Genomic DNA, 21,787 nt, shown 5'->3' with positions numbered 1-21,787 from the left:
GAAAGTGGTGTGATTGAACCGTCCCGTTTGTTATTAGGGGTCAATATTGACCATGTGGCTACGATTCGCCAAGCGCGAGGTACACGCTACCCAGATACTGTTCAGGCTGCTGCGCTAGCGGAAGAGGCCGGTGCGGATGGCATTACTATTCATTTGCGAGAAGATCGCCGCCATATTCAAGATCGTGATGTTTATTTGCTCAAAGAGACATTGCAGACACGTATGAACTTTGAGATGGCTGTTACTGAAGAGATGATTGCCATTGCTGAAGATGTAAAGCCTGCTCATTGTTGTTTGGTTCCAGAGAAGCGCGAAGAGTTGACGACCGAAGGTGGATTGGATGTCGCTGGTCAAGAAGGGCGGGTGAAAGAAGCCTGTGATCGATTAGCTGGGGCAGGTATCGAGGTGTCTCTATTTATTGATCCGGAGCCAGCACAGATTGATGCAACTATTCGTTGTGGTGCTCCTGTGATTGAATTGCATACAGGTGCCTACGCAGAAGCTGAATCTTCTGCAGAACAGGCCGAAGAGCTGAAGCGTATTCGTGAAGCTGCTGCTTATGCTTATCAAAAAGGGCTAGTAGTAAACGCTGGTCATGGTTTGCATTATCATAATGTTGAGCAGATTGCTGAAATCCCTGAGATGAATGAGCTAAATATTGGCCACGGTATTATTGCTCGCGCTTTATTTGTTGGTTTAAAAGAAGCTGTATCTGAAATTAAGCAACAGATGCTTCAGGCTCAAGCTCGAATTCAGCCGCAAAGAGATGCATTGAAGCGATGATTCGAGGTATCGGGACCGATATTCTTCAGATCAGCCGCATGGAGCAGGCGTTGGAAAGAACGCCTGCCTTGCCGCAACGTATCTTATCTACTTCCGAATATGAACAGTTCCTCAAAGTATCCAATCCTCCTCTGTTTCTAGCTAAACGTTTTTGTGCCAAAGAAGCGGTATCTAAAGCTTTAGGCACAGGTATTGGGCGAGGCGTTAGTTGGAAACATATTGAAATTACCAAAGATATGAATGGTCGTCCTGAAGTGAGCCTATCAGGAGGTGCAGCAGAGCGTGCCGAAAGGCTTGAAATTACATCTATGCATCTAAGTTACAGTGACGAGAAAGATTATATCGTTGCGTTTGTTGTTGCCGAGGGTTGAAGAGTTCTATGACTAGGGTTTGTGTAGTTACAGGTGGTTCTGTTGGTATAGGTAGAGCTGTCGTTGAACGTTTATTAGATGATGGTTACAAGGTTTATAACTTAGACCTAAATGAATCTGAGGTCGGCGAATTTATTCAATGTGACATGACCGATTCTACTCAGGTCTCACAAGCTATTGATCAGGTCATCAAGGAATCTGGTCGGATCGATGGCGTTGTATCTAATGCAGGTGTGCATTTTTCTGCAAACTTAGAAGATACCTCGGAAGAGGACTTTGATCGAGTGATGGCTATTAATGTCAAAGGTGCTTATTTTCTTTTACAGTCTGTGCTTCCTCAAATGCGAGAGCAGGGCGCTGGCTCAATCGTATTATTAGGCTCTGATCAGTCGGTCGTAGCTAAAAGAAACTCTTTTGCTTATAACATGAGTAAAGCTGCTTTAGCTTCAATGGCTAAAACCACAGCATTAGATTACGCATCTTTTGGTATTCGAGCTAATGCTGTTTGCCCGGGAACAATCGAAACACCGCTTTACCATAATGCGATTGACCGCTATTGTGAAAGAAGTGGAAGTGAAAAAAGTGTTATACATCAAGAAGAAGCAGCTTTGCAGCCATTAGGGCGCATAGGTCAGCCTGAAGAAGTTGCTGCACTCGTTGCATTGTTGATTGGTGATGATGCTCGTTTTATTACCGGTAGTTTGCAGTTAATTGATGGTGGATATACAACCCAGTAATTGAGCTGTAGAAGTAAAACTTGCGATCTAAAGGCGGTATATGAGTAGAGTGATAGACCCGCATGTGCACCTGTTTAATCTTGAAGATGGAGATTACCACTGGTTGCAAGAAGGGCATGAGCCTGAATGGTCTGATAAAAATAAAATTAGACGCAGTTATAACGAAAGCGATTTAAATCAATCTGGCTCAGCAGATATTGTTGGTTTTGTTCATATAGAGGCTGGTTTTGATAACTCTTCACCGTGGCGAGAACTGGAGTGGCTTGAGTGCCATTGTGAGTTACCTTTCCGATCCATCGCTTATCTAGATCTGACTTCTGATCGTTTTGGCGAGCATCTTGAAAAGCTTAAAGGGTTCACATCCTTAGTTGGTGTGAGATATATCTTAGATAATGCCGCTCAAGAAGTGTTGTCCGATCCGAATGTACTTAAGCGTCTTGAAATGCTGTCTGATAATCAGCTGATTTTTGAGGCCCAACTATCTTTGCCAGATCAAGGTGCGTCTTGTGCGCTTGCTGATATGATGCAGCAGTTGCCCAATTTGAAAGTCGTGATTAATCATTGTGGTTCTCCTTTACAACTAAATGAGCAGTGGATGAACTCGATTACCCGGCTTGCGCATCATCCTGAGTGTTATATCAAGTGCTCTGGTTGGGAGATGTTCAATCGTGATTGGCGTGTGGAACAAGCTAAACCCATTATAAGTTTTGCAATCAGGCAGTTTGGGCTTACGCGCGTGATGTTAGCGAGTAACTTCCCTGTTTCTGAATTAGCTTGCACCTATGCTGAAGTGTGGCAAAGGTATCTCAAAGAGATGAAGTGGAAGGGTTTTGAAAAGGATATGCTGATATTTGAAAATGCAAAGCGTATCTATCAGTTAGATATTGAATAATATGATGACCAAATTAAAAAGGGCGCTAAATATAGCGCCCTTTTGTATGGAGTGTGAAAATTACTTCACTTCAATACGCGGAGAGCGCTTTACTACTTCATCATTCAATTCGATGCCAATGCCTGGTTCTTCTGATACTTGGAAGAAACCATCTACAGGCTGCGGGTCTTGAACGCAAAGCTCGCGGTTCCACTGCTTAATAGCATAGGTATGATGTTCATGGATTAAGAAGTTTGGAATAGCCGTTTCTAAATGTAGAGATGCAGCTGTTGCTACTGGGCCGCCACAAACATGTGCCTGAATGCGAACATCGTATACATCAGCGTAATCACAAACCTTTTTAGTTTCTGTGAAACCACCGCATAAACCGATATCTGGCTGCAGTACATCTAGGCTTTGATCTTCTAGATAAGGGCGTACCCCCCAGCGATTATACAAACGCTCACCACCAGCAATAGGAACATTCACTTTGTCAGCTACGCGTTTATGTAGCTCCGAGTTTAGGTAATTTACCGGCTCTTCGAAGTACATGCAGCGCGCTTCCTCGACCAGCTCACCTAATTGGATTGCGGTTGAAGCGCCCGGCAAACTGTGACATTCAAAAATGATATCACCGTCATCACCCATGGTTTCACGAATAGCCATTAGTCGGTCGCGGAACATCTTCATCTCTTTATTAGTAAAGAGTTTGGTGCGGTCGAAGAATGTTTCACCTTTCTCGTTGTACATGATCGGATCGACTTTTACAGCGTCATAACCTTCTGCTAGCGCTTTTTCAGTTGCTTTTGCATAATCTTCAGGATCAGTCAGAGCTTTAAACTCAGAATCCCAGTCAAATTGCAGCTGGCTGGCATAAGTGCGTAGTTTATCGTTAACTTTACCGCCAAGCAGTTGGTAAACAGGAAGTCCTAGAGCTTTACCTTTAATATCCCAGAGAGCTGTATCGATAGCACTCATTGCTGAATAAATAATTGGGCCTCCGCCTAAGCCCCAGAAGCTACCACGCAGCATCAAGTTCCAAAGGTCTTCAGTTTGGAATGGGTCACGACCAAGCAGCATCTCTTCTGCAAACTCTTTAATCATATGAGCTGCAGCGCTATGCCCTAGGTCGTAAGCTAAGCCAGCTTCACCTACACCGCTGATGCCTTCATCTGTGTGTACGCGAACAAATACCGGATTCCAAACAGGACGGTCCGGGCAGTGAATATCAAAAATTTCTACGCGATTTATTTTCATGAATCAGCCTTATTATTCGGTAATTTTCAGATTATTGCGCAAAGCTTGGATCAAGTCGGTAGGCTTTACGAAGCATTGCAGGCCATGACTTCTGTCCACCGGTAGTTCCTGAATGAACGACATTTGCTTGTTTAGATATGCCATCAACGATTTCTGGAGCCACTTCTATAGCATCTTGACCTGTTGATTGAATTAATAATTGAATTTCACAAGCACGTTGTAGGTCATACATGCGCATAAATGCATCACCTACGGTCGGACCAACGGTGAGTGCGCCATGGTTAGGAAGTAAAAGGTGGTTCTTATTACCTAAGTCTTCTTTTAAACGCGCTTTCTCATCCTGATTTACAGCTAGCCCTTCATACTGGTGATAACCCAATGAAGCCAATTGGAAACAGGAATATTGGCTAAGGGGTAATAGCCCGCATTTTAGGGAAGCTACCGCAATGGATTCTTTGGTATGTAGGTGAAGAACACAGTGCGCATCACTACGCACAGAGTGAACGGCGCTATGTATAGTAAAACCAGCAGGGTTAATTTTGAAAGGGGTATCGTCGAGAATATTCCCTTCAAGATCAACCTTAACTAAGTTTGATGCAGTAACTTCGTCAAATGTCAGGCCAAATGCATTTACCAGATAGTGATCTGTTCCAGGTACTTTTGCTGAAATATGGGTATAGATTAGATCTCCCCAGCCTAAATCTTCCACTAGCCTGTAGCAGGCAGCTAGATCTATCCGTACCTGCCATTCCTCTGGGGAAACTTTGTTTTTGAGATCGAGTTGTGGAAGTTCCAACATATTAAATCCTCTGGCTTTAATAGACGTGCCATTTGAAGAATGTGAGTTATCGAGGGAATTATACAGGGAGTCACGAAATAAAGAATATGATGCTCAATGAAATGAATATCAATAAATAAGAATCACTTGTATTTGTTTTTTTGTTAGATAATAATGATTCCTATTACTGGTAAGGGGATTGTTATGAATAACCCAGCGAACAAATCTGTTTTGGAATTTCCTGTAATTGCGCTTGTTGGTGCTGTCGCACTAGGCTTTATGTTTCTTCCATTTGTTGGCTAATATTTTCTTTAGCTAAACGACTAAATTCTAGTTTGGTTGTTGTGAGCTAGCTAAAGCTCTTTCTTTTAGATCGATCTACTTTGTTCTGTGCTTACAGCTCTAACTAAAGTCGATAGAGAAAAGTTTCCCTCACCAAGTAGCATGATTGCTTGGCTTCCACCTAGGCATAGCATTGCTCATTCATACCCACCATCGCTTCCATAAAAGCCTGCAATTCTGCTGATAAGGTTAAATACAAGGCATAAGCCTGTTATGAGTACAATGGAGGCTGATAGGCAGTTTTACTCCAACCACTCAACTTGTTTATAAACATCAGAGGGTAACTCCAGCTGCCATCTTTCTAATTCAGAATTTGAAAATAGATATCGCCCTTTCTTTGGGGTAACGATAGAAGGATTAGGGAAACGCTCTTCTCTAAGGTAATGATTGACTATATCTGCACTGGATCTGCCTTGATCGGCCCCCGATAAAACGAGGCCGCCGACAGCTTTTCCTTTACCAATCGAGTATCCCCAAAACCCAAATAAGGGGATTTGTGTGTGTTGGCTACTCCAGTGGCTCGTTATATCAAGCTCAACAGCGACTCCATTGTTATCCAATAACTTTGCGTAATTAGCGATAATAATTAGGTCGTAGCCTTTAGCTTTGCTCTGTTCAATCTCCGCTTGCCATTCCTGAAGGTGTTTTAAGCGTCTGACGTTGACTTGAACACCTGCAATTTCCTGGCGCATTTTAGAATCGAAAGATGTATTAATAATTGCTGTAGTTGTAGGACCATCATCCATCAACACTAGGATTCTTCTTAATTCAGGCACTATGCGAGTTAGTTCTGCTACAGAACGTTTTAGAAGAGGGCGCTCTAGTACGCCAGCAAGGTTGGATGTTATTGGAAGGACAAGCCTTGGATTTCCATTTATCCCGAGAAAAACAACCTTATAACCTTGTTGCAGGGCCGGTTTGCCAACTAAGCGAAGTGCGTTGTCATCTGATACCACAACCACTTTGGGCTTTTTCTGTTGGATAAGTTGGATTGCCTCGTTTGCTTTCGTTTGAAAACCTTGATGTGGGATACGTTTAGTATCCATTTGATAATCTTCTAAACTTGCGGTCCCTAAACGATCTTTGAATGCGGTGTAGTATTCCTGAACCCAAGGGTAGGCATGGTGATAGCTATGAACAAAAAACACATCGAGTGAATATGCTGGTAAGCAAAAGCAACAAAGTAAGATCCCTGTAAATAGCTTCATCTCTGACTCATCTACCTGCGAGTGTTATTTTCAATATAGGCAGGTATCTAGAAGCCTTCCATTTAGCTATTACTATTTAATAGTGAGCTTTTCTCAGTCTCTTTAGCCTAAGTGCTTGAACAATCTTTAAAGCCTTAGGTCATAAATCTTACCTATCCAATCTATAGAGAGAAGCAAATGGAGCTTGTTGAATGCTTGATGAATACTGTTTCTATATTGGTTGAGTTTGTGAGGAATGAACATGAAAACAGAGCGTTTAGAATTTAAAGGCCACGATGGATCAGTGCTAGCGGCTCGCTTGGATCTACCCGTTGGCAAACCTGCTGCTTATGCATTGTTTGCGCACTGTTTTACCTGTTCCAAAGATATACCTGCCGCTAGGCGAATAGCTCAACGTCTAGCATCTTTAGGGATCGCTGTGCTTCGTTTTGATTTTACCGGTTTGGGGCATTCGGGTGGGGAATTTGCAAATACGGGGTTTAGTTCTAACGTAGCCGATCTGGCATTAGCGGCTGATTATTTACGAGACAACTATCAGGCACCGCAATTGTTGATAGGTCACTCTCTGGGTGGTGCTGCCGTTTTAGCTGCGGCAGATAGAATAGGAGAGGCGAAAGCTGTAGTTACGATTGGTGCTCCAGCTGAACCTGGACATGTTATTCATAATTTTGGTGATCATGTAAATACAATCTGTAACCAAGGTTCGGCAGAAGTGGAGCTGGGTGGTAGGGCATTTACCATTCGCCGTGAGTTTATTGAAGATATTTCAGATGTATCCATAGAGACTAAGGTTAAGCATCTGAAAAAAGCGCTACTGGTGCTGCATGCACCCATGGATGTAACCGTAAGTTTGGATAATGCCGCACGTATATTCCAAATGGCTAAACACCCCAAAAGCTTTATCACCCTAGATAATGCTGATCATCTGCTTACGCGTGTTGAGGATGCCGAGTATACCGCTGAAGTGATTTCAACTTGGGTGCAGCGTTATATAGACGTTGAACTGTTACCAAAACAGATGAATGCCCCTGAGGGTGTTGTTCGGGTAAGTGAAGCTGATCCGGACAGTTTTACTCAGGATATCAGCGCAGCAGGTCATCATATAATTGCAGATGAACCGGTGAGTTATGGCGGTAATCATCTAGGCTCCACACCTTACCAATTAGTTGCTGCTGGTTTAGGGGCTTGTACCTCAATGACGATTCGCATGTACGCGCGTCATAAACAGTTGCCACTGGAGCATGTGCAGGTGGATGTTATCCATGACAAAATCCATGCAGAGGATTGTTCTAGCTGTGAACAATCAGGGGGCAAAGTAGATCAGTTTGTGAGGCGTATAACGCTGATCGGTGACTTATCTGAGGAAGAGCGACAACGTTTGCTTGATATTGCAGATCGATGCCCCGTTCATAAAACCTTGGAAGGTGAGATCAATATTAAGACCGCGTTATCTAGCTAGCCATTCAAATGGCTAGGTAAGTGAAGGTTTTACAGCATAGCGCTGTAAAACCTTTCATATAGATCTACCTATTCGTAAATAATCTCATCGAATACTTGGCGGATTGGTTGAACACCCGCCCAAACATCCAATTCCATATCTTCAGGTTCATCCACAGGTGCTCCGGTTCTAACTTTTGCTGAGACTTGCTCGATTTTAAATTCCAAAACCGCAGTGGCTTTGAGCTCGACATCATTGGCCTGTCTCGCTTCTTGTGATCTTCCGGTTTTGACCTTTTCTAGCATCAAGTCTAATTGTCGGCGCTTTTCCTGTTCTTCTTCGATTAGCTTAGCCTTGCCATACATGATTACACTTCGAAAGTTGACTGAATGGTGGAAAGCAGAGCGCGCAAACACTAATCCATCCAGCAAGGTAATTCCTATTGCTGCTTCCTCTCCGGCGAGTAATGCTTGGAACAAACCATTTTTACTTGAACCGTGGATATAGAGGTAATCGCCTTCGCGCCAGTGGAGTGTTGGTTGAATCATTGTTTGCTCGCGCCAATTGCATGAAACATGGCAGACAAGTGCTTCATCCATGATCTGATAAATTGTTTCTTGATTATAGGTCGCTTTTTTCAACCCACGTTTAACCTGTGTTTTTGGCGTAGGGGTAAAGTGACTCATCTGCTTGTCCTCCTCATATTTATGGGTTGATTGGTTTAGATGGTGGAAGAGTAATGGTTATAATTGGTCTACATAAGATCCAATATTTGTATATTTAATGGGCCCAATTTTGTTGAGTGCGCAGCTGCTAAACATTCTTAAGTCCCCTGAAAGCGTTGATGAGGGGGCTCGTTATCAGGTTATTTTTAAACGTCTGCAGTTGGCTATTTTGCAGGGGGCGCTGGTGGGTGGTACTCGTTTACCTGCAACGCGAGAGTTATCGAGTGCGCTTGGTGTTGCCCGTAATACAGTTAAAACTGCCTATGAAATGTTAGTTGCCGAGGGTTATGTTGAAACGGTAACAGGTTCAGGGAGTTATGTCGCTCACTTACCTGAGTCAGTGTTGAGAAATAAGCCTTCGAAAACGAAGCAAGACCCCGGTTTGTCGGTTTCGGAATATGCAAAGCAATTCTTAGGTTTTACGCCTTTAAATCCAGATACGCGAAAGTTACTGCAACCGGGAATACCCGCAATCGATCAGTTTCCGATAGAGCAATGGAAACGCTGTTTAGCGAGAGCCGCATCGTTTAAGTTACTAGAGTCATCGCCTCCGGCAGGTGATTTAAGACTGCGGGAGGAGATCTCAAAATATTTATTGCGACACCGAGGAATAGAGGTAAAAGCCGATCAGATTTTGGTGACCTCCGGCTCCCAGCAAGCGATCTATATGGTTGCTCAGTTACTCACTAATTCAGGTGATCGGGTGGTGGTTGAAACTCCGGGGTTTCCAGGCATATCTGGTGCTTTTAAAGCAGCGGGGTGCAAGATTGATACGGTTCAGTTTCCTCTAATTGATGCGCTAAAACAGAAGGCTGCGTTATTGAGTTTGACGCCTTCTCGTAACTTTCCTTTAGGGCATACGATATCGCTTGCAGAAAGGTTGGAGGTTATTCGTTGGGCTGAAGCAGAAGATGCTTGGATTTTAGAGGATGATTACGATTCAGAGTTTGCCTTAGGTCATCCTGTTTCTTCACTATTTGCAATCAGTGATTATCAACGGGTCATCTATACCGGGACTTTTAGTCGATCGATGTTTCCTGCAATACGTTTAGGTTATGTGGTACTGCCTGAACTTTTGGTGCCTTTATTTAATCGAGCGCGCCGCTATATGGATGGTGGTTTATCCGGCGTGACTCAAGTGGTCATGGCTGAGTTTATGGAGCAAGGCTATTTTGCACGGCATATTAAAAAGATGAGTGGTTTGTATCAGAAGCGGCTTAGCGTTCTATCTCAAGAGGTTAAAGCTAGCTGTTTGTCTGACTTGCCTATTTTGGGTGCTGAAGGAGGAATGCATCTGGTATTGGGGTTGCCAGATGAGATAGAAGACAAGCGACTGGTTGAGCAGTTAAAACAAGATGGTCTGGGCGTAAGAGCATTATCGGGTTATACCCAAGAGGGGCCAAAGCTAAATGGTTTGGTGATTGGGTACTGTGCGGAATCTGAAGAGCAGATTAGCCAAGGTATTCAGTTAATTGGTAAACACTACAAAAATGTTCGGAGCCACTCTAAGTTAGGTTAAAATGAATAGCTAATAACTTGTGAGTACTTTGTTGCGATGACTACCCCTGCTTTCTCTGATCTGAATTTATGCCCTGAACTGCTGTCTGGTTTGGAAAAACTCGGGTATACCCAGCCAACACCAATTCAAGCTAAAGCAATCCCTTTAGTGTTAAAAGGTGAAGATTTACTAGCGGAAGCGCAGACGGGTACAGGTAAAACGGCTAGTTTCGCGTTGCCTATCATTGAGAAGTTAAGTAAAACACCGCCGCAACAAAACTATCGTCAAGTTAGAGCACTGGTTTTAGCACCTACGCGTGAATTGGCCATTCAAGTTGCAGATAATACGTTGGAGTATGGTCGTGCTTTAGGTATGCGTGTGATGTCTATCTATGGCGGCGTACGTTTGGATAACCAGATTCGTAAGTTGAAACGCGGTGCCGATATCCTAGTTGCAACGCCGGGGCGTTTATTGGATCTATTGCAGCAAAAAGTAATTAACCTCGATCATCTAGAATTTTTAGTTTTGGACGAGGCGGATCGAATGCTTGATTTGGGCTTTATCGATCCAATTCAAAAGATCATGGATTATGCTGCAGAGCCTCGCCAGACACTTTTATTTACCGCGACTGCAGATGAAAGCATCGAAGTACTGGCCGACTTTTACCTCAATAATCCACAGAAGATCAAAGTCTCTCCGCGTAACTCGACTGCAAAGCAGGTCAAACAGATCGCTTATGCCGTAGATAACAGCGATAAGTCTGAGATCCTGAGTTATCTGATTCAGGAAGAGAAGTGGGGCCAAACCCTCGTATTTGCACGAACTAAAAAGCGCGTTGATGAACTTGTTCAGTATCTGAATAAAGAAGATATCTACGCCGCTGCAATTCATGGCGACAAAACTCAGCGTGAACGAGAGCGCATGTTCAAAGAGTTTTTAAGTGGTGAATTGCATGTTCTGGTTGCTACCGATGTTGCGGCGCGAGGGTTAGACATTGAAGCGCTTCCTTATGTCGTGAATTATGATTTGCCTAATGTCCCTGAAGCTTATGTGCATCGTATCGGCCGTACAGGACGAGCGGGGGAGAGTGGTGAAGCGATTTCGCTAGTTGCGCCGGCAGAACGAGACTTTCTTAAGCGTATTGAGCAACTGATTAAACAGAAAATTCGATTAAGGCCGGTACCTAGAATCGAGAATGGTAAACGCATCGAGATCGAAGACTTTGCAGACCGACCAATGAAAAAGCGGCCGGTAAAAGGTAAAAAACAAGTTAAGCGTGAACAAGTAGAAGCTTACCAGCCTGATACATCCAAACGTGCTATTAGACCGGGTTTATTTAAGAAATAATTAGCTTTGTTTCCATTCGGGGAGCGCTTGCATCATCTTAAGGTCATCGATTAAAGCAAGTGCTTTCCAGCCTTCGAGAGGGAAGCGAATATCTCCCTTATCTTCGCCGTATTTTGCTTTTAGTTGCTCGACTTGATCGGTATTAAAGTCGAGTAGACCTAGGCCTTTCATGCCCCACCCTGCAAAAAGCCGGCTGTCGATTATTTCAAAAGAGATAAGTTGAATATTTGTATGCCTTGGATCGTGCACTAATGTCATAAAAAGTTTATTTACAGATTCATAGCGACCTTCAATTACTTGAAGAAAGTTTTGTTGAGATGCCAGTAAGACACCTGTTATCTCATTTGTTTCGTTATTTTTCTCGCTTTGGTGCAGAATGTTGCGGACTTGTTCCCAATCCATTTTGCTAATGGGTTCACTTTTGTAGATGAGGCGGTACATAGAAAGCTCCACTTAATATCTGCGTTTTACGACAAGTGCTGATCTATTGATTCATCTACAGCATAGTCTTTTTCTAGGGCTAGCGAGTACAAACCAGTAAACAAAACCCCAAGGCATTGTTTGTTTTCTGTTCAGGCCAGAGTGCGTATAATGTGCGGCTTTAATTCTTAATTGGTAAAAAGTAATGTCAGGCAAACTAGAGTGGGACGAAGCTGCGAAACAGCGTGTAGATGCAGCACCTTTCTTTGTACGTAAGCTAATTCGTCATAAGGTAGAGAAGGCTGCTCGTCAGCAAGGCTTAGAGCGTATCACTGAAGAGTTGCTTGATAAGGTCAAGAAAAAGCAGATGGATAGCCAAAAGTAAGCGGTTAGCCTCAATAAGAGCGGTTGACCATGCTATTGCTCAACCGCTTATCTCAAAGCAGGTTATTCTGCCTGTGACCAAACTTTCTTCCTTCTATGTTTTTTATCCCCTCGATAACCTCAGTCAGCGATAGCCCCGTCTCCCTGATAAATATCAGTGCAGATTTTCGTTTGTAATTTACTCACAATGTCGTCTATCTGGTTGAATAATAGCTAAGGAAGTGATGTTGTTGGCAAAGTGTTTAGAAAAGCAGCATTTGCTTTGAGGCTAGATATAACAAGGGCCTTAGCGATCTAAACCAAAGATATCCACGGGTTGTAAATAGAGTTACCCCCAGAATTTGGGGGTAACTGGTTTGATCGTATTTCCTATAGAAAATTAAGGTTCGGCTTTAACTGGCGTTAGGTTTTGAGCTAAGACTTCTTCGCCAAACCAGCTTAGGTTTTCATGTAGTTCAACAACCTCACCCACGATGATCAGTGCAGGGGCTGGGAGTTGAGCTTCTTCTTGTAGCTGAGGTAGCGTTTCCAAAGTACCGGTCAGTACTTTTTGATCTGCTGATGTCCCACGGGAGATGATTGCTGCAGGTGTAGATGCCGGTTTGCCATGCTCAATCATCTTAGCAGCGAGTTGAGGCAAGGTATGTAGACCCATGTAAAAAACGACCGTTTGGTTAGGGTGAACTAACTCGTTAAAGTTCAGATCGGTCGTACGGTTTTTAAGCTGGCCGGTTACAAATTTAACCGACTGTGCATAGTTCCTGTGCGTCAGCGGAATGCCCGCAAAAGTTGAACAAGCACTAGCAGCTGTGATGCCTGGTACCACTTGGAAAGGGATATTATGTTCTTTAAGAGTTTGTAGCTCTTCGCCACCGCGGCCAAAGATAAAAGGATCACCACCTTTTAAACGTACAACTCTCTGTCCCAGTTTGGCATGCTTTACTAGAAGTTCGTTGATACCTTCTTGTGGTACAGCGTGATTATCACGTTTTTTACCGACAAAAATCAGATCGGCATCACGACGGCAAAGATCTAACACTTCTGGGGAAACAAGCGCATCGTAGAGGACGATATCGGCTTGTTGCATCAGGCGTAGTGCTTTAAATGTTAATAACTCCGGATCTCCAGGGCCTCCACCGACTAGGTAAACTTCGCCTACCTGATGTTCGGGATCTTCATTGGCAAGTTTATCCGCGATCATTTTCGCCGCTTCTTCATCACGCCCAGCGAATACTTTTTCGGCGATTTGGCCCTGCAGCACGTTTTCCCAGAAAACACGTCGATGGTTAACCGTACTGAACGTCTCTTTCACCTGATCGCGGAAATGGTTCGCGATACTCGCAAGCTTACCATAGGATTTGGGAATCCATGTTTCTAATCGAGCTCTTAGCAATCGAGCAAGAACAGGTGCGCTACCACCAGATGACACGCCTATGACGATAGGAGAGCGATCGACAATAGCTGGGAATACAAAGGTGCAAAGTTTAGGGCTATCGACAACATTTACCGGAATATTCTTTTCGACTGCATCGAAATGAACCCGCTCGTTCAGTGGGTTATCATCCGTAGCAGCGATGACTAAGATTTTGTCATCTAAAAGGGCGGTATGATACTCACCAACGATCGCGGTACCTTGATTTTCATCTAAAAGGTCTTGTAGATCGTCGCATATCTTATGAGAGATAACGGTGACATGAGCACCTGCTCTGCACAGTAATTTAGCTTTACGTAAGGCTATGTTTCCTCCACCTACAAGCAAGACTTTCTGATTGGTCAGCTTAAAAAATAGCGGTAGGTAATCCACAAAATCTCTCCAGAAAATGACTCAGGTTTTATATGCCTGATAGGTCGGTTGTCTTTATTTATGAATAAGTTATGCAACCTATATGCCTAATAATGATTGGTTTAATAGCTATCTATTTAAAGCCAAGTGCATAGCTATACAGAGCTGCAACCAACCGTATTTATATCTATTAGTTTACCAGTAGATTTAAGTTTTGGGCGTATAGAAAGGGAGTTAATTCACCGAATTGGGGCGTGCATATTTTCGGTGCTTAAAAATGGTGCGTCTTAGAATTAAGATGATCCTGCACCAAACAGATCTACTGAATGGCGCAGGGGGATCTCCTGTACGAGAAAGCGTCCTGCTCTCTCTAGGTATTACTTTTTGAAATTTAGCGGCGTTGCTGGGTGTAAACCGCATTCACGGTTTTCTGGGTTTTCCCACCACCAGCGGCCAGAACGTACATCTTCACCCATAGAGATCGCGCGTGTGCATGGTGCACAACCGATGCTTGGATAGTGTTTGTCATGTAGTTCGTTGTAAGGAACATCATTAGCTTTGATGTATGCCCAAACCTCTTTCTCTGACCAATCCGCCAGAGGATTTAGCTTGTGCATATTGTTACCTTCATCCCACTCTTCGAACTGGATCTCGTCACGAGTGACTGACTGTTCGCGGCGAAGGCCTGTAATCCAAGCTTTGTTGCCAGAAAGTGCACGCTTTAGTGGCTTGATTTTACGAACAAAGCAGCAGCCTTTACGTAGTTCTTGTGACTCGTAAAATGCATTAACACCGTTCTCTGCAACATAAGCTTCAACGTCCGCACCCTCTGGGTAGTAAACGTTAAATGTTACATTAGGATATTGTTTTTGCACGTCCGCAAGAAGCTTAAGTGTTTCTTCTGGCAGGCGGCCTGTGTCCAATACAAAGTTGCTGATCTCAGGGCAGAATTTGCTGATCAGATCAGCAATAACTACGTCCTCAGCACCTAGGCTGTTTGCGAAGACTAGGGATCCCTCGTGATCCTGATAGCCTTTTTTTAGTAGAGCTGCAACGGCTTCAACCTTTGCTTGTAGCTCTGCAGTAATTTGCTCACTCATAAATAGGACCTCACCGTCACTATTAATTACTGGTGATAAACTGCGCGAACTTTATCCGCAGCGCTTTGGTAATAGTTGCTCATCTCATCGAAGGACTTAAGCATTTCAGGCTTAAATACGTCATCAGCAACTTCAATAGCTGTAAAGCCACAACGCTCTAGATAAGCAAAACGGTCTTGGCCAATATCACCCGTTGCACGGATTTCACCTTTATACTCAGCGCGAACAAGTAAGCGTGCAATACTAAATCCACGGCCGTCACGGAAAGCAGGGAAGTCGATCGCTACTAGTGGGAATTTGTCTAAGTTCTCAACTAGAAAATCGATATCGTCATCACCATTCACTTTCACAGCTACTTGGCCTTCACGGTTAGTAAGTGCGTCTTGGTTTTCCAAGTAAAGCGCTAGCGGTACGATGATGTCACCCGTTTGATCAAGTGATTCTTCGTTGATCAGAGTCCAGTTGTCAGCAACAACTTCACGATTAATTAGCAGGGGCATATACGTACTCCTTAAATGGTGCAATACCGATACGACGGAATGTATCAATGAAACGTTCGTTCTCAAAGCGCTGTTGAACGTATACTTCCAGCACTTTTTCTAGGGTGTTAGCGACTTCGTCAGAAGCTACAGCACGGCCAATAACCTTACCTAATGCTGCATCAGAACCATCATCACCACCTAGGGTAATTTGGTACCACTCTTCACCTTTCTTATCCACACCCAAAATACCGATGTGACCAACGTGGTGGTGAGAACAAGCGTTCATGCAGCCAGACATGTTCAGTTTCAGATCACCAAGGTCATGAACAAAGTCCATGTCTTCAAATTTCTTGTTGATCTGATCTGCTACACCCAGAGTACGAGCATTAGCTAGAGCACAGAAGTCACCACCCGGGCAAACAGTCATGTCTGTAAGTGTACCGATGTTTGGACGTGCTAGATCTGCATTTGCAAGCACTTCCCATACTGCGTATAGGTCAGCTTTCTTAACATCAGCCAAAACCAAGTTTTGGTTGTGAGTAGCACGAATTTCGCCGAAGCTGAACTTGTCAGCAAGATCAGCTACTAGATCTAGTTGATCAGCAGTGATATCGCCAGCAGGTTTTAGGTATGGTTTTAGCGATACATAAGCGATGCGGTAACCATCTACTTTATGCTCTACAGTGTTACGCTCATACCAAGTGTTGAAATCTTCATTCTCTGCAAGTTTAGCTTCAAGTGAAGTATCTGCAGCAGCTGATGCATCGTAATCGAATGGTTTAAAGAATGCTTTTACGCGCTCGATCTCTTCCATTGGTAGTTTAAGGTCAGTGTCACGAATGTGCGCCCACTCTTCCTCAACTTGCTCGCGGAACTTATCGATACCTACAGCTTGTACCAAAATTTTGATACGTGCTTTGTATTTGTTATCGCGGCGACCATTCATGTTGTAAACACGGATGATAGCTTCTAGGTAAGAAAGTAGATCTTCCTTAGCTAGGAACGGATTGATCTGCTTAGCGATCATAGGAGTACGGCCAAGGCCACCACCTACAAGTACTTCAAAACCAACTTCGCCAGCATCGTTTTTAACGATGTGAAGACCGATATCATGAACTTGTGTTGCTGCACGGTCATTTGCGCAAGAAGAGATCGCAATCTTGAACTTACGAGGTAGATACGCAAATTCAGGGTGAAGTGATGACCACTGACGAATGATTTCACAGTACGGACGAGAATCTTCAATCTCATTTGGGATTACACCTGCGAACTGATCCGTCGTTGTATTACGGATACAGTTACCAGACGTTTGAATCGAGTGCATCTGAACTTCAGCAAGCTCAGCAAGAATATCAGGCACTTCTTCTAGCTTCGGCCAGTTAAACTGCAGGTTAGTACGCGTAGTAAAGTGCGCATAGCCCTTGTCATAAGTACGTGCGATATGAGCCAGTTTACGGAATTGGGTTGAGTTATACATGTTGTATGGACCCGCTACACGCAGCATTGGCGCGTGACGTTGTACATACAAACCGTTCATCAGACGTAGTGCTAGAAAGTCATCTTCTGGCAGTTCGCCTGCTAGGAAGCGGCGAGTCTGATCTCTAAATTGCTCAACACGTTCGTCAACCAGTTTCTGGTCGACAGAGTTATACTGATACATAACTTTTCCCTTGTTGGACCCTTAATCGGGTGCAACACCTCACTTTTCGGGTTTTAACCTGCGATTACGAAGCGCAGACCGATGGCTAATAATATTGAGCCCATAATAGGCTGCATAATTTTTGGTGATAATCGTGTGCCGAGATGGCTACCCACAAATACACCCGGCAAAGAGCCGATTAATAGGTATAGGAGCAGGCTAAGATCGACATTGCCCATTCCATAATGACCTGCGCCTGCAACTGATGTAAGCACTACCGCATGAACTAGGTCGGAACCCACGATGGTTGGCATACTCATACGTGGATACAATAAAATTAAAATAGCTGTACCAAGGGCCCCTGCGCCAACTGACGACAATGTTACCAGACCTCCCAGTAGAATACCCATCAACACCGTAATAGCGGGACGCCATTTTTTTGCGTGGCTTGCTGCTGATGTATGCTGCCATTTCATGGCTTGATTGCGAATTTGATTACGCAAGAATACAGCGATGGACGTTAACACTAATGATACGCCTAGCGTCATGTTCATTATGTGTTCTATTTGTTCTAGTCCATCTAGACCTTTTAGGTAGCTTAGGGTTAGCAAACTGCCAGGAATACTGCCTAGTAATAAAAGAAGAACGACTTTCCACTCGATAAGTTTCTTTCTTGCATAAGAGAAAGTACCGCCGAATTTTGTAACCGCTGCATACAGTAAATCGGTGCTTACAGCTGTAACTGGCGGAATTCCGAATACAACAATCAGGATAGGCGTCATCAAAGCACCACCACCTATACCGGTGAGGCCGACGATAAAGCCAACAACTAATCCTGCAAAACTGTACGCAAGTTCCATAGATAGACCTGTCCAAGAATAAACTGGCGGCATGATAAAGGAGGTTTGTTATAACTCAAAATAATAATTGGGAATCTTGTTATTTCTTTTGGTGATAACGAGAGGTAACAATTTGAAAAGTAATAGATAGGTTATCTTATATAGCTAAAGGCTATAAAAAAGTAATTATATATTCTTTTGCGTTTTATTGAGAGGGCTGCGATAATGCGCCGCATTATAGGATAGCTAGGTATATTAATTCGACCTTTTATGTAGGCTTCTGCGGGAGGTGGTCATGCTTGGTATCCAAACTGTTTATATAAAGAGAGTATTTTCTAATGAGTGCTTTGCCTGAACACCGTTTGACGCACCTTAAGCAGCTTGAAGCTGAAAGTATCCATATCATCCGTGAAGTGGCAGCTGAGTTTGATAACCCAGTTATGCTTTACTCTGTAGGTAAAGATTCAGCGGTAATGCTTCATCTTGCACGTAAAGCGTTTGCGCCAGGTAAACCTCCTTTCCCTCTTTTGCATGTTGATACTACATGGAAATTCAGAGAGATGATTGAATTCCGTGACAAGATGGCAAAAGAAGCGGGTATGGAGCTGCTAGTTCATATCAACCAAGAAGGTGTTGATATGGGGGTAGGTCCGTTTACTCACGGCTCTTCAAAGCACACTGATATCATGAAGACTCAAGCACTTAAGCAGGCTCTAGACAAATACCAGTTTGACGCTGCGTTTGGTGGTGCTCGTCGTGATGAAGAAAAATCTCGTGCGAAAGAGCGTGTATTCTCTTTCCGTGACCAGAATCACCGTTGGGATCCAAAGAGCCAGCGCCCTGAACTATGGAACGTGTTCAACACACGTGTAGATAAAGGTGAAAGTATCCGTGTATTCCCTCTATCTAACTGGACTGAACTGGATATCTGGCAGTATATCTATCTAGAAAATATCTCTATCGTTCCTCTTTACTATTCTGCTAAGCGCCCAGTGGTTGAGCGCGATGGTATGTTGATCATGGTTGATGATGAGCGTATGCCATTGGAAGAGGGCGAAGTGCCAGAAATGAAGAGCGTACGTTTCCGTACTCTTGGCTGCTACCCACTAACAGGTGCAGTGGAATCTGACGCGGCAACTTTGCCGGACATTATTCAGGAGATGTTGCTGACAACGACTTCTGAACGTCAGGGCCGTGCGATCGACCATGATAGTTCTGGTTCGATGGAGAAGAAAAAGATGGAAGGTTATTTCTAGAACTCTACTTAGAAACGTGGCGGTATGAGTTTATAGGCCACACCTTACATCCATATTGAAAAGAATATTCAGCGACAAGCTATCTAAATGACCAGCTTGCCGCTTTCCTAAGGGGAAAAAAATGAGTCACCAAAGCGAACTGATTGAATCTGATATCCAAGCATATCTGCACCAGCACGAGAACAAAGAGCTATTACGTTTTTTGACTTGTGGTAGCGTGGATGACGGCAAATCTACATTGATTGGCCGTCTACTACATGACTCTAAAATGATTTATGAAGATCAGCTTGCTGCTATCCAGAAGGATAATGAGCGTGTTGGTAATGCTGGTGAAGAGCTTGACCTTGCGCTTCTAGTTGATGGTCTTGCAGCAGAGCGTGAGCAAGGTATCACTATCGACGTTGCTTACCGTTACTTCTCTACATCTAAGCGTAAGTTCATTATCGCGGATACTCCGGGCCATGAGCAATACACACGTAACATGGCAACAGGTGCATCTACCTGTGATCTTGCGATCATCCTTATCGATGCACGTCACGGTGTACAGGTTCAGACTAAACGTCACAGCTTTATCGTTTCTCTACTAGGTATTAAGCACACTATTGTTGCTATCAACAAAATGGACCTAGTTGATTTCAGTGAAGAGCGTTTTGAAGAGATCAAAGCTGATTACCTTGAGTTCTCTAAGCAGCTAGATCTGCCTGATATTCAGTTTGTACCGATTTCTGCATTGAAGGGTGATAACGTTGTAACACCTTCTGAACCAATGAGCTGGTTTAAAGGCGAGCCATTGATGGAAACACTGGAAACAGTTGAGCTGGCTAACGACCAAAACTTCGATAGCTTACGTTTTCCTGTGCAGTACGTTAACCGTCCTAACCTAGACTTCCGCGGTTACTGCGGTACTTTGACTTCCGGCATCGTTCGCCCAGGCGACGAAGTAACTGTGCTGCCTTCTGGTAAATCCAGCAAGGTTAAGTCGATTGTTACTTACGAAGGTGAAATTGAAGAAGCATTTCCACCAATGGCAGTAACGCTAACTTTGGAAGATGAGATTGATATCTCTCGTGGCGATATTCTTGTTCACAGCAACGATGTTCCAGAAACAACAAACCGTTTTGACTCCATGGTCGTATGGATGTCTGAGGAACCTTTGCAGAAAGGTCGTCAGTACGAAGTTAAACTGAACACTACGCGTATTGCTGGTGGTATCAGTAACGTTCGTCACCGTGTAGACGTTAATACCCTAGAACAGTCTGCTGCTGACTCTCTAGAGCTAAACGAAATCGCACGTTGTGAGATTACGCTAGAGCGTCCAGTTGTTGCTGATGATTACCGTGCTCACCATGGTACAGGTTCTTTCATCATCGTTGATCGTCTAACTAATGCAACTGTTGCTGCGGGTATGATCATCGAGGGTGGTGATGAGCAGACTGATCTGGAATCTAAGCTAGTTAGTGCTTCTGCAGTTACAACATCTGATCGTACAATTCGTTTCGGTCAGCAGGCTGCTACAGCGACTATCGCTGGTGGTAGTGCTGAACAGCGTCAAACACTATTGTTTAGCCTAGAGTCAGTATTGTTCGAACAAGGTCGTGCAGTTGTAGCGCTTAACGCTGAACAACTTCAGGGCGGTGCTCAGAATGCGTCTGCTGTTCTAAATCAAGCAGGTCTTATTTCTCTGCTTGAAACTGACGATGCAGTTGAAGGTGCAGTTGCGTTGAACGTTGATCAACTTCAGGGGTCTACTGACGTTGAGAAACTAGCAAGCGCACTAGAGCTATTGAAATAAAAGACCATTCTCGAATGGAAAAACCGGGAGCTTGATCTCCCGGTTTATTGTTTTAAATCAGAATATCGCTATACCGAAACCTTATAAGAGATAGTAAGATTAGATTTTACTAATTTTCTTTTAGGGGTAGGTTTCGATAGCTATACGGATCTTATGACAGAATATCTTCTGATTGTTATCAGCACTGTGCTGGTAAACAACTTTGTACTGGTTCAATTCCTTGGATTGTGTCCATTTATGGGGGTTTCCAATAAGCTGGAAACCGCGATGGGTATGTCCTTGGCGACCACGTTTGTACTGACTCTGTCGTCCGTATGTAGTTATCTTGCGTACACATATCTCCTGCAGCCTCTTGCGTTAGAGTATCTGCAAACGATTACATTTATCTTAGTGATAGCGGTTGTTGTACAGTTCACTGAGATGGTTGTTCGTAAAACCAGCCCGCTTTTGTACAAAGTGTTAGGTATCTTCTTGCCGTTGATTACCACTAACTGTGCAGTTCTAGGGGTTGCGTTACTAAATATCAAAAAGCTGAATGGCTTTATTGATTCTATTGTTTACGGTTTTGGCGCTGCAATCGGCTTCTCACTTGCTTTGATTCTTTTCTCTGCAATGCGTGAGCGTATTGCGGTGGCTGATGTCCCTATGCCATTTCAGGGGGCTGCGATCGGTATGGTGACTGCTGGTCTGATGTCCTTGGCATTTATGGGCTTCACCGGTCTGGTACAGATTTAGGA

21 protein-coding genes are annotated in these 21,787 nt (G+C 43.8%); 11 read left to right on the top strand and 10 right to left on the bottom strand.

The features are described from left to right. The first annotated feature begins 12 nt into the window (after positions 1-12). Genes pdxJ through ACMXYT_RS12820 form a run of 4 tightly spaced genes read left to right on the top strand, consistent with a single transcriptional unit; the run spans position 13 to position 2,783 of the window. Positions 13-783, top strand: a complete 771-nt coding sequence (gene pdxJ / locus ACMXYT_RS12835) for a pyridoxine 5'-phosphate synthase (protein ID WP_415901124.1) — start codon at positions 13-15, stop codon at positions 781-783. Then, positions 780-1,154, top strand: coding sequence for a holo-ACP synthase (gene acpS / locus ACMXYT_RS12830; RefSeq protein WP_415899004.1), 375 nt, complete (start codon positions 780-782; stop codon positions 1,152-1,154). The genes pdxJ and acpS overlap by 4 nt, the downstream gene beginning before the upstream one ends. An 8-nt stretch (positions 1,155-1,162) precedes the next feature. Continuing rightward, entirely contained in the window at positions 1,163-1,891 is a 729-nt protein-coding gene (locus ACMXYT_RS12825; protein ID WP_415895683.1) for an SDR family NAD(P)-dependent oxidoreductase, read from the top strand. Between the two features lie 40 nt (positions 1,892-1,931). Then, positions 1,932-2,783 (top strand): amidohydrolase family protein, encoded by an 852-nt coding sequence (locus ACMXYT_RS12820; RefSeq protein WP_415899003.1) that lies wholly within the window; start codon positions 1,932-1,934, stop codon positions 2,781-2,783. Positions 2,784-2,843: 60 nt separating this feature from the next. On the opposite strand, the gene ACMXYT_RS12815 is transcribed toward ACMXYT_RS12820, so the two are convergent. From ACMXYT_RS12815 to ACMXYT_RS12805, 3 genes are all read right to left on the bottom strand, one after another. Beyond that, a complete protein-coding gene (locus ACMXYT_RS12815) occupies positions 2,844-4,019 on the bottom strand; it encodes a mandelate racemase/muconate lactonizing enzyme family protein (protein ID WP_415899002.1) in 1,176 nt (391 codons plus the stop codon). 31 nt (positions 4,020-4,050) lie between these two features. Beyond that, positions 4,051-4,818, bottom strand: a complete 768-nt coding sequence (locus tag ACMXYT_RS12810) for a class II aldolase/adducin family protein (protein WP_415899001.1) — start codon at positions 4,816-4,818, stop codon at positions 4,051-4,053. A gap of 563 nt (positions 4,819-5,381) precedes the next feature. Beyond that, positions 5,382-6,347: an ABC transporter substrate-binding protein gene (locus ACMXYT_RS12805; RefSeq protein WP_415911521.1), complete on the bottom strand. Its 966-nt coding sequence runs from the start codon at positions 6,345-6,347 to the stop codon at positions 5,382-5,384. 241 nt (positions 6,348-6,588) lie between these two features. Here ACMXYT_RS12805 and ACMXYT_RS12800 point away from each other — a divergent pair, with 241 nt between their 5' ends. Next, complete coding sequence (locus ACMXYT_RS12800; protein WP_415911520.1) at positions 6,589-7,806, top strand: alpha/beta fold hydrolase; 1,218 nt, start codon at positions 6,589-6,591, stop codon at positions 7,804-7,806. A 68-nt stretch (positions 7,807-7,874) separates the two neighbouring features. Here ACMXYT_RS12800 and ACMXYT_RS12795 read toward each other — a convergent pair whose 3' ends face one another. Then, positions 7,875-8,471, bottom strand: a complete 597-nt coding sequence (locus tag ACMXYT_RS12795) for a pyridoxamine 5'-phosphate oxidase family protein (protein WP_415896800.1) — start codon at positions 8,469-8,471, stop codon at positions 7,875-7,877. Positions 8,472-8,580: 109 nt separating this feature from the next. Between ACMXYT_RS12795 and ACMXYT_RS12790 the strand changes: the two genes are divergently transcribed. Together ACMXYT_RS12790 and ACMXYT_RS12785 are read left to right on the top strand one after the other, a co-directional pair. Then, positions 8,581-10,029, top strand: a complete 1,449-nt coding sequence (locus tag ACMXYT_RS12790; RefSeq protein ID WP_415911519.1) for a PLP-dependent aminotransferase family protein — start codon at positions 8,581-8,583, stop codon at positions 10,027-10,029. A 36-nt stretch (positions 10,030-10,065) separates the two neighbouring features. After that, positions 10,066-11,355, top strand: a complete 1,290-nt coding sequence (locus tag ACMXYT_RS12785) for a DEAD/DEAH box helicase (RefSeq protein WP_415911518.1) — start codon at positions 10,066-10,068, stop codon at positions 11,353-11,355. Here the strand turns inward: ACMXYT_RS12785 and ACMXYT_RS12780 are convergent, their stop codons facing one another. Further along, positions 11,356-11,796 carry a BLUF domain-containing protein gene (locus tag ACMXYT_RS12780; RefSeq protein ID WP_415911517.1) on the bottom strand — a complete coding sequence of 147 codons (441 nt, stop codon included), beginning with the start codon at positions 11,794-11,796 and terminating at the stop codon, positions 11,356-11,358. It abuts the gene before it with no gap. 184 nt (positions 11,797-11,980) lie between these two features. Here ACMXYT_RS12780 and ACMXYT_RS12775 point away from each other — a divergent pair, with 184 nt between their 5' ends. Beyond that, complete coding sequence (locus ACMXYT_RS12775) at positions 11,981-12,160, top strand: PCP reductase family protein (RefSeq protein WP_415882098.1); 180 nt, start codon at positions 11,981-11,983, stop codon at positions 12,158-12,160. 378 nt (positions 12,161-12,538) lie between these two features. On the opposite strand, the gene cysG is transcribed toward ACMXYT_RS12775, so the two are convergent. The 5 genes from cysG to ACMXYT_RS12750 all read right to left on the bottom strand — a co-directional run bounded on the left by cysG (position 12,539) and on the right by ACMXYT_RS12750 (position 18,023). Further along, positions 12,539-13,963 (bottom strand): siroheme synthase CysG, encoded by a 1,425-nt coding sequence (gene cysG / locus ACMXYT_RS12770; protein ID WP_415911516.1) that lies wholly within the window; start codon positions 13,961-13,963, stop codon positions 12,539-12,541. A 356-nt stretch (positions 13,964-14,319) separates the two neighbouring features. Continuing rightward, complete coding sequence (locus tag ACMXYT_RS12765; RefSeq protein ID WP_415898993.1) at positions 14,320-15,042, bottom strand: phosphoadenylyl-sulfate reductase; 723 nt, start codon at positions 15,040-15,042, stop codon at positions 14,320-14,322. Positions 15,043-15,068: 26 nt separating this feature from the next. Continuing rightward, entirely contained in the window at positions 15,069-15,542 is a 474-nt protein-coding gene (locus ACMXYT_RS12760) for a DUF934 domain-containing protein (protein ID WP_415898992.1), read from the bottom strand. Beyond that, positions 15,526-17,184 carry a nitrite/sulfite reductase gene (locus ACMXYT_RS12755; RefSeq protein ID WP_415898991.1) on the bottom strand — a complete coding sequence of 553 codons (1,659 nt, stop codon included), beginning with the start codon at positions 17,182-17,184 and terminating at the stop codon, positions 15,526-15,528. Before ACMXYT_RS12755 ends, ACMXYT_RS12760 begins: the two co-directional genes overlap by 17 nt. A gap of 53 nt (positions 17,185-17,237) precedes the next feature. Further along, positions 17,238-18,023, bottom strand: a complete 786-nt coding sequence (locus tag ACMXYT_RS12750; protein ID WP_415889003.1) for a sulfite exporter TauE/SafE family protein — start codon at positions 18,021-18,023, stop codon at positions 17,238-17,240. Positions 18,024-18,340: 317 nt separating this feature from the next. Between ACMXYT_RS12750 and cysD the strand changes: the two genes are divergently transcribed. The 3 genes from cysD to rsxA all read left to right on the top strand — a co-directional run bounded on the left by cysD (position 18,341) and on the right by rsxA (position 21,785). Next, complete coding sequence (cysD, locus tag ACMXYT_RS12745; protein WP_415885517.1) at positions 18,341-19,258, top strand: sulfate adenylyltransferase subunit CysD; 918 nt, start codon at positions 18,341-18,343, stop codon at positions 19,256-19,258. 121 nt (positions 19,259-19,379) lie between these two features. After that, positions 19,380-21,050: a sulfate adenylyltransferase subunit CysN gene (cysN, locus tag ACMXYT_RS12740; RefSeq protein ID WP_415898990.1), complete on the top strand. Its 1,671-nt coding sequence runs from the start codon at positions 19,380-19,382 to the stop codon at positions 21,048-21,050. Between the two features lie 153 nt (positions 21,051-21,203). Further along, the gene (gene rsxA, locus ACMXYT_RS12735; protein ID WP_415882090.1) at positions 21,204-21,785 is read left to right on the top strand and encodes an electron transport complex subunit RsxA; all 582 of its coding nucleotides are present in this window, start codon (positions 21,204-21,206) and stop codon (positions 21,783-21,785) included. Positions 21,786-21,787 lie beyond the last annotated feature (2 nt).

Origin of the sequence: Neptuniibacter sp. QD37_11, from assembly GCF_047778105.1 — a bacterium.
In the GTDB taxonomy this organism is placed as follows: Bacteria; Pseudomonadota; Gammaproteobacteria; order Pseudomonadales; family Balneatricaceae; genus Neptuniibacter.
This window is presented reverse-complemented; position numbering and strand designations above follow the sequence as displayed.

Bases quoted from the DNA above. Each gene is read 5' to 3' on its own strand.
- ACMXYT_RS12775 (WP_415882098.1), top strand. From the start codon at position 11,981: ATGTCAGGCAAACTAGAGTGGGACGAAGCTGCGAAACAGCGTGTAGAT.
- ACMXYT_RS12820 (WP_415899003.1), top strand. From the start codon at position 1,932: ATGAGTAGAGTGATAGACCCGCATGTGCACCTGTTTAATCTTGAAGAT.
- cysD (WP_415885517.1), top strand. From the start codon at position 18,341: ATGAGTGCTTTGCCTGAACACCGTTTGACGCACCTTAAGCAGCTTGAA.
- rsxA (WP_415882090.1), top strand. From the start codon at position 21,204: ATGACAGAATATCTTCTGATTGTTATCAGCACTGTGCTGGTAAACAAC.
- ACMXYT_RS12780 (WP_415911517.1), bottom strand. From the start codon at position 11,796: ATGTACCGCCTCATCTACAAAAGTGAACCCATTAGCAAAATGGATTGG.
- ACMXYT_RS12795 (WP_415896800.1), bottom strand. From the start codon at position 8,471: ATGAGTCACTTTACCCCTACGCCAAAAACACAGGTTAAACGTGGGTTG.
- ACMXYT_RS12800 (WP_415911520.1), top strand. From the start codon at position 6,589: ATGAAAACAGAGCGTTTAGAATTTAAAGGCCACGATGGATCAGTGCTA.
- cysN (WP_415898990.1), top strand. From the start codon at position 19,380: ATGAGTCACCAAAGCGAACTGATTGAATCTGATATCCAAGCATATCTG.
- ACMXYT_RS12810 (WP_415899001.1), bottom strand. From the start codon at position 4,818: ATGTTGGAACTTCCACAACTCGATCTCAAAAACAAAGTTTCCCCAGAG.
- ACMXYT_RS12805 (WP_415911521.1), bottom strand. From the start codon at position 6,347: ATGAAGCTATTTACAGGGATCTTACTTTGTTGCTTTTGCTTACCAGCA.
- ACMXYT_RS12760 (WP_415898992.1), bottom strand. From the start codon at position 15,542: ATGCCCCTGCTAATTAATCGTGAAGTTGTTGCTGACAACTGGACTCTG.
- acpS (WP_415899004.1), top strand. From the start codon at position 780: ATGATTCGAGGTATCGGGACCGATATTCTTCAGATCAGCCGCATGGAG.
- ACMXYT_RS12750 (WP_415889003.1), bottom strand. From the start codon at position 18,023: ATGGAACTTGCGTACAGTTTTGCAGGATTAGTTGTTGGCTTTATCGTC.
- ACMXYT_RS12755 (WP_415898991.1), bottom strand. From the start codon at position 17,184: ATGTATCAGTATAACTCTGTCGACCAGAAACTGGTTGACGAACGTGTT.
- ACMXYT_RS12785 (WP_415911518.1), top strand. From the start codon at position 10,066: ATGACTACCCCTGCTTTCTCTGATCTGAATTTATGCCCTGAACTGCTG.
- ACMXYT_RS12765 (WP_415898993.1), bottom strand. From the start codon at position 15,042: ATGAGTGAGCAAATTACTGCAGAGCTACAAGCAAAGGTTGAAGCCGTT.
- ACMXYT_RS12825 (WP_415895683.1), top strand. From the start codon at position 1,163: ATGACTAGGGTTTGTGTAGTTACAGGTGGTTCTGTTGGTATAGGTAGA.
- ACMXYT_RS12815 (WP_415899002.1), bottom strand. From the start codon at position 4,019: ATGAAAATAAATCGCGTAGAAATTTTTGATATTCACTGCCCGGACCGT.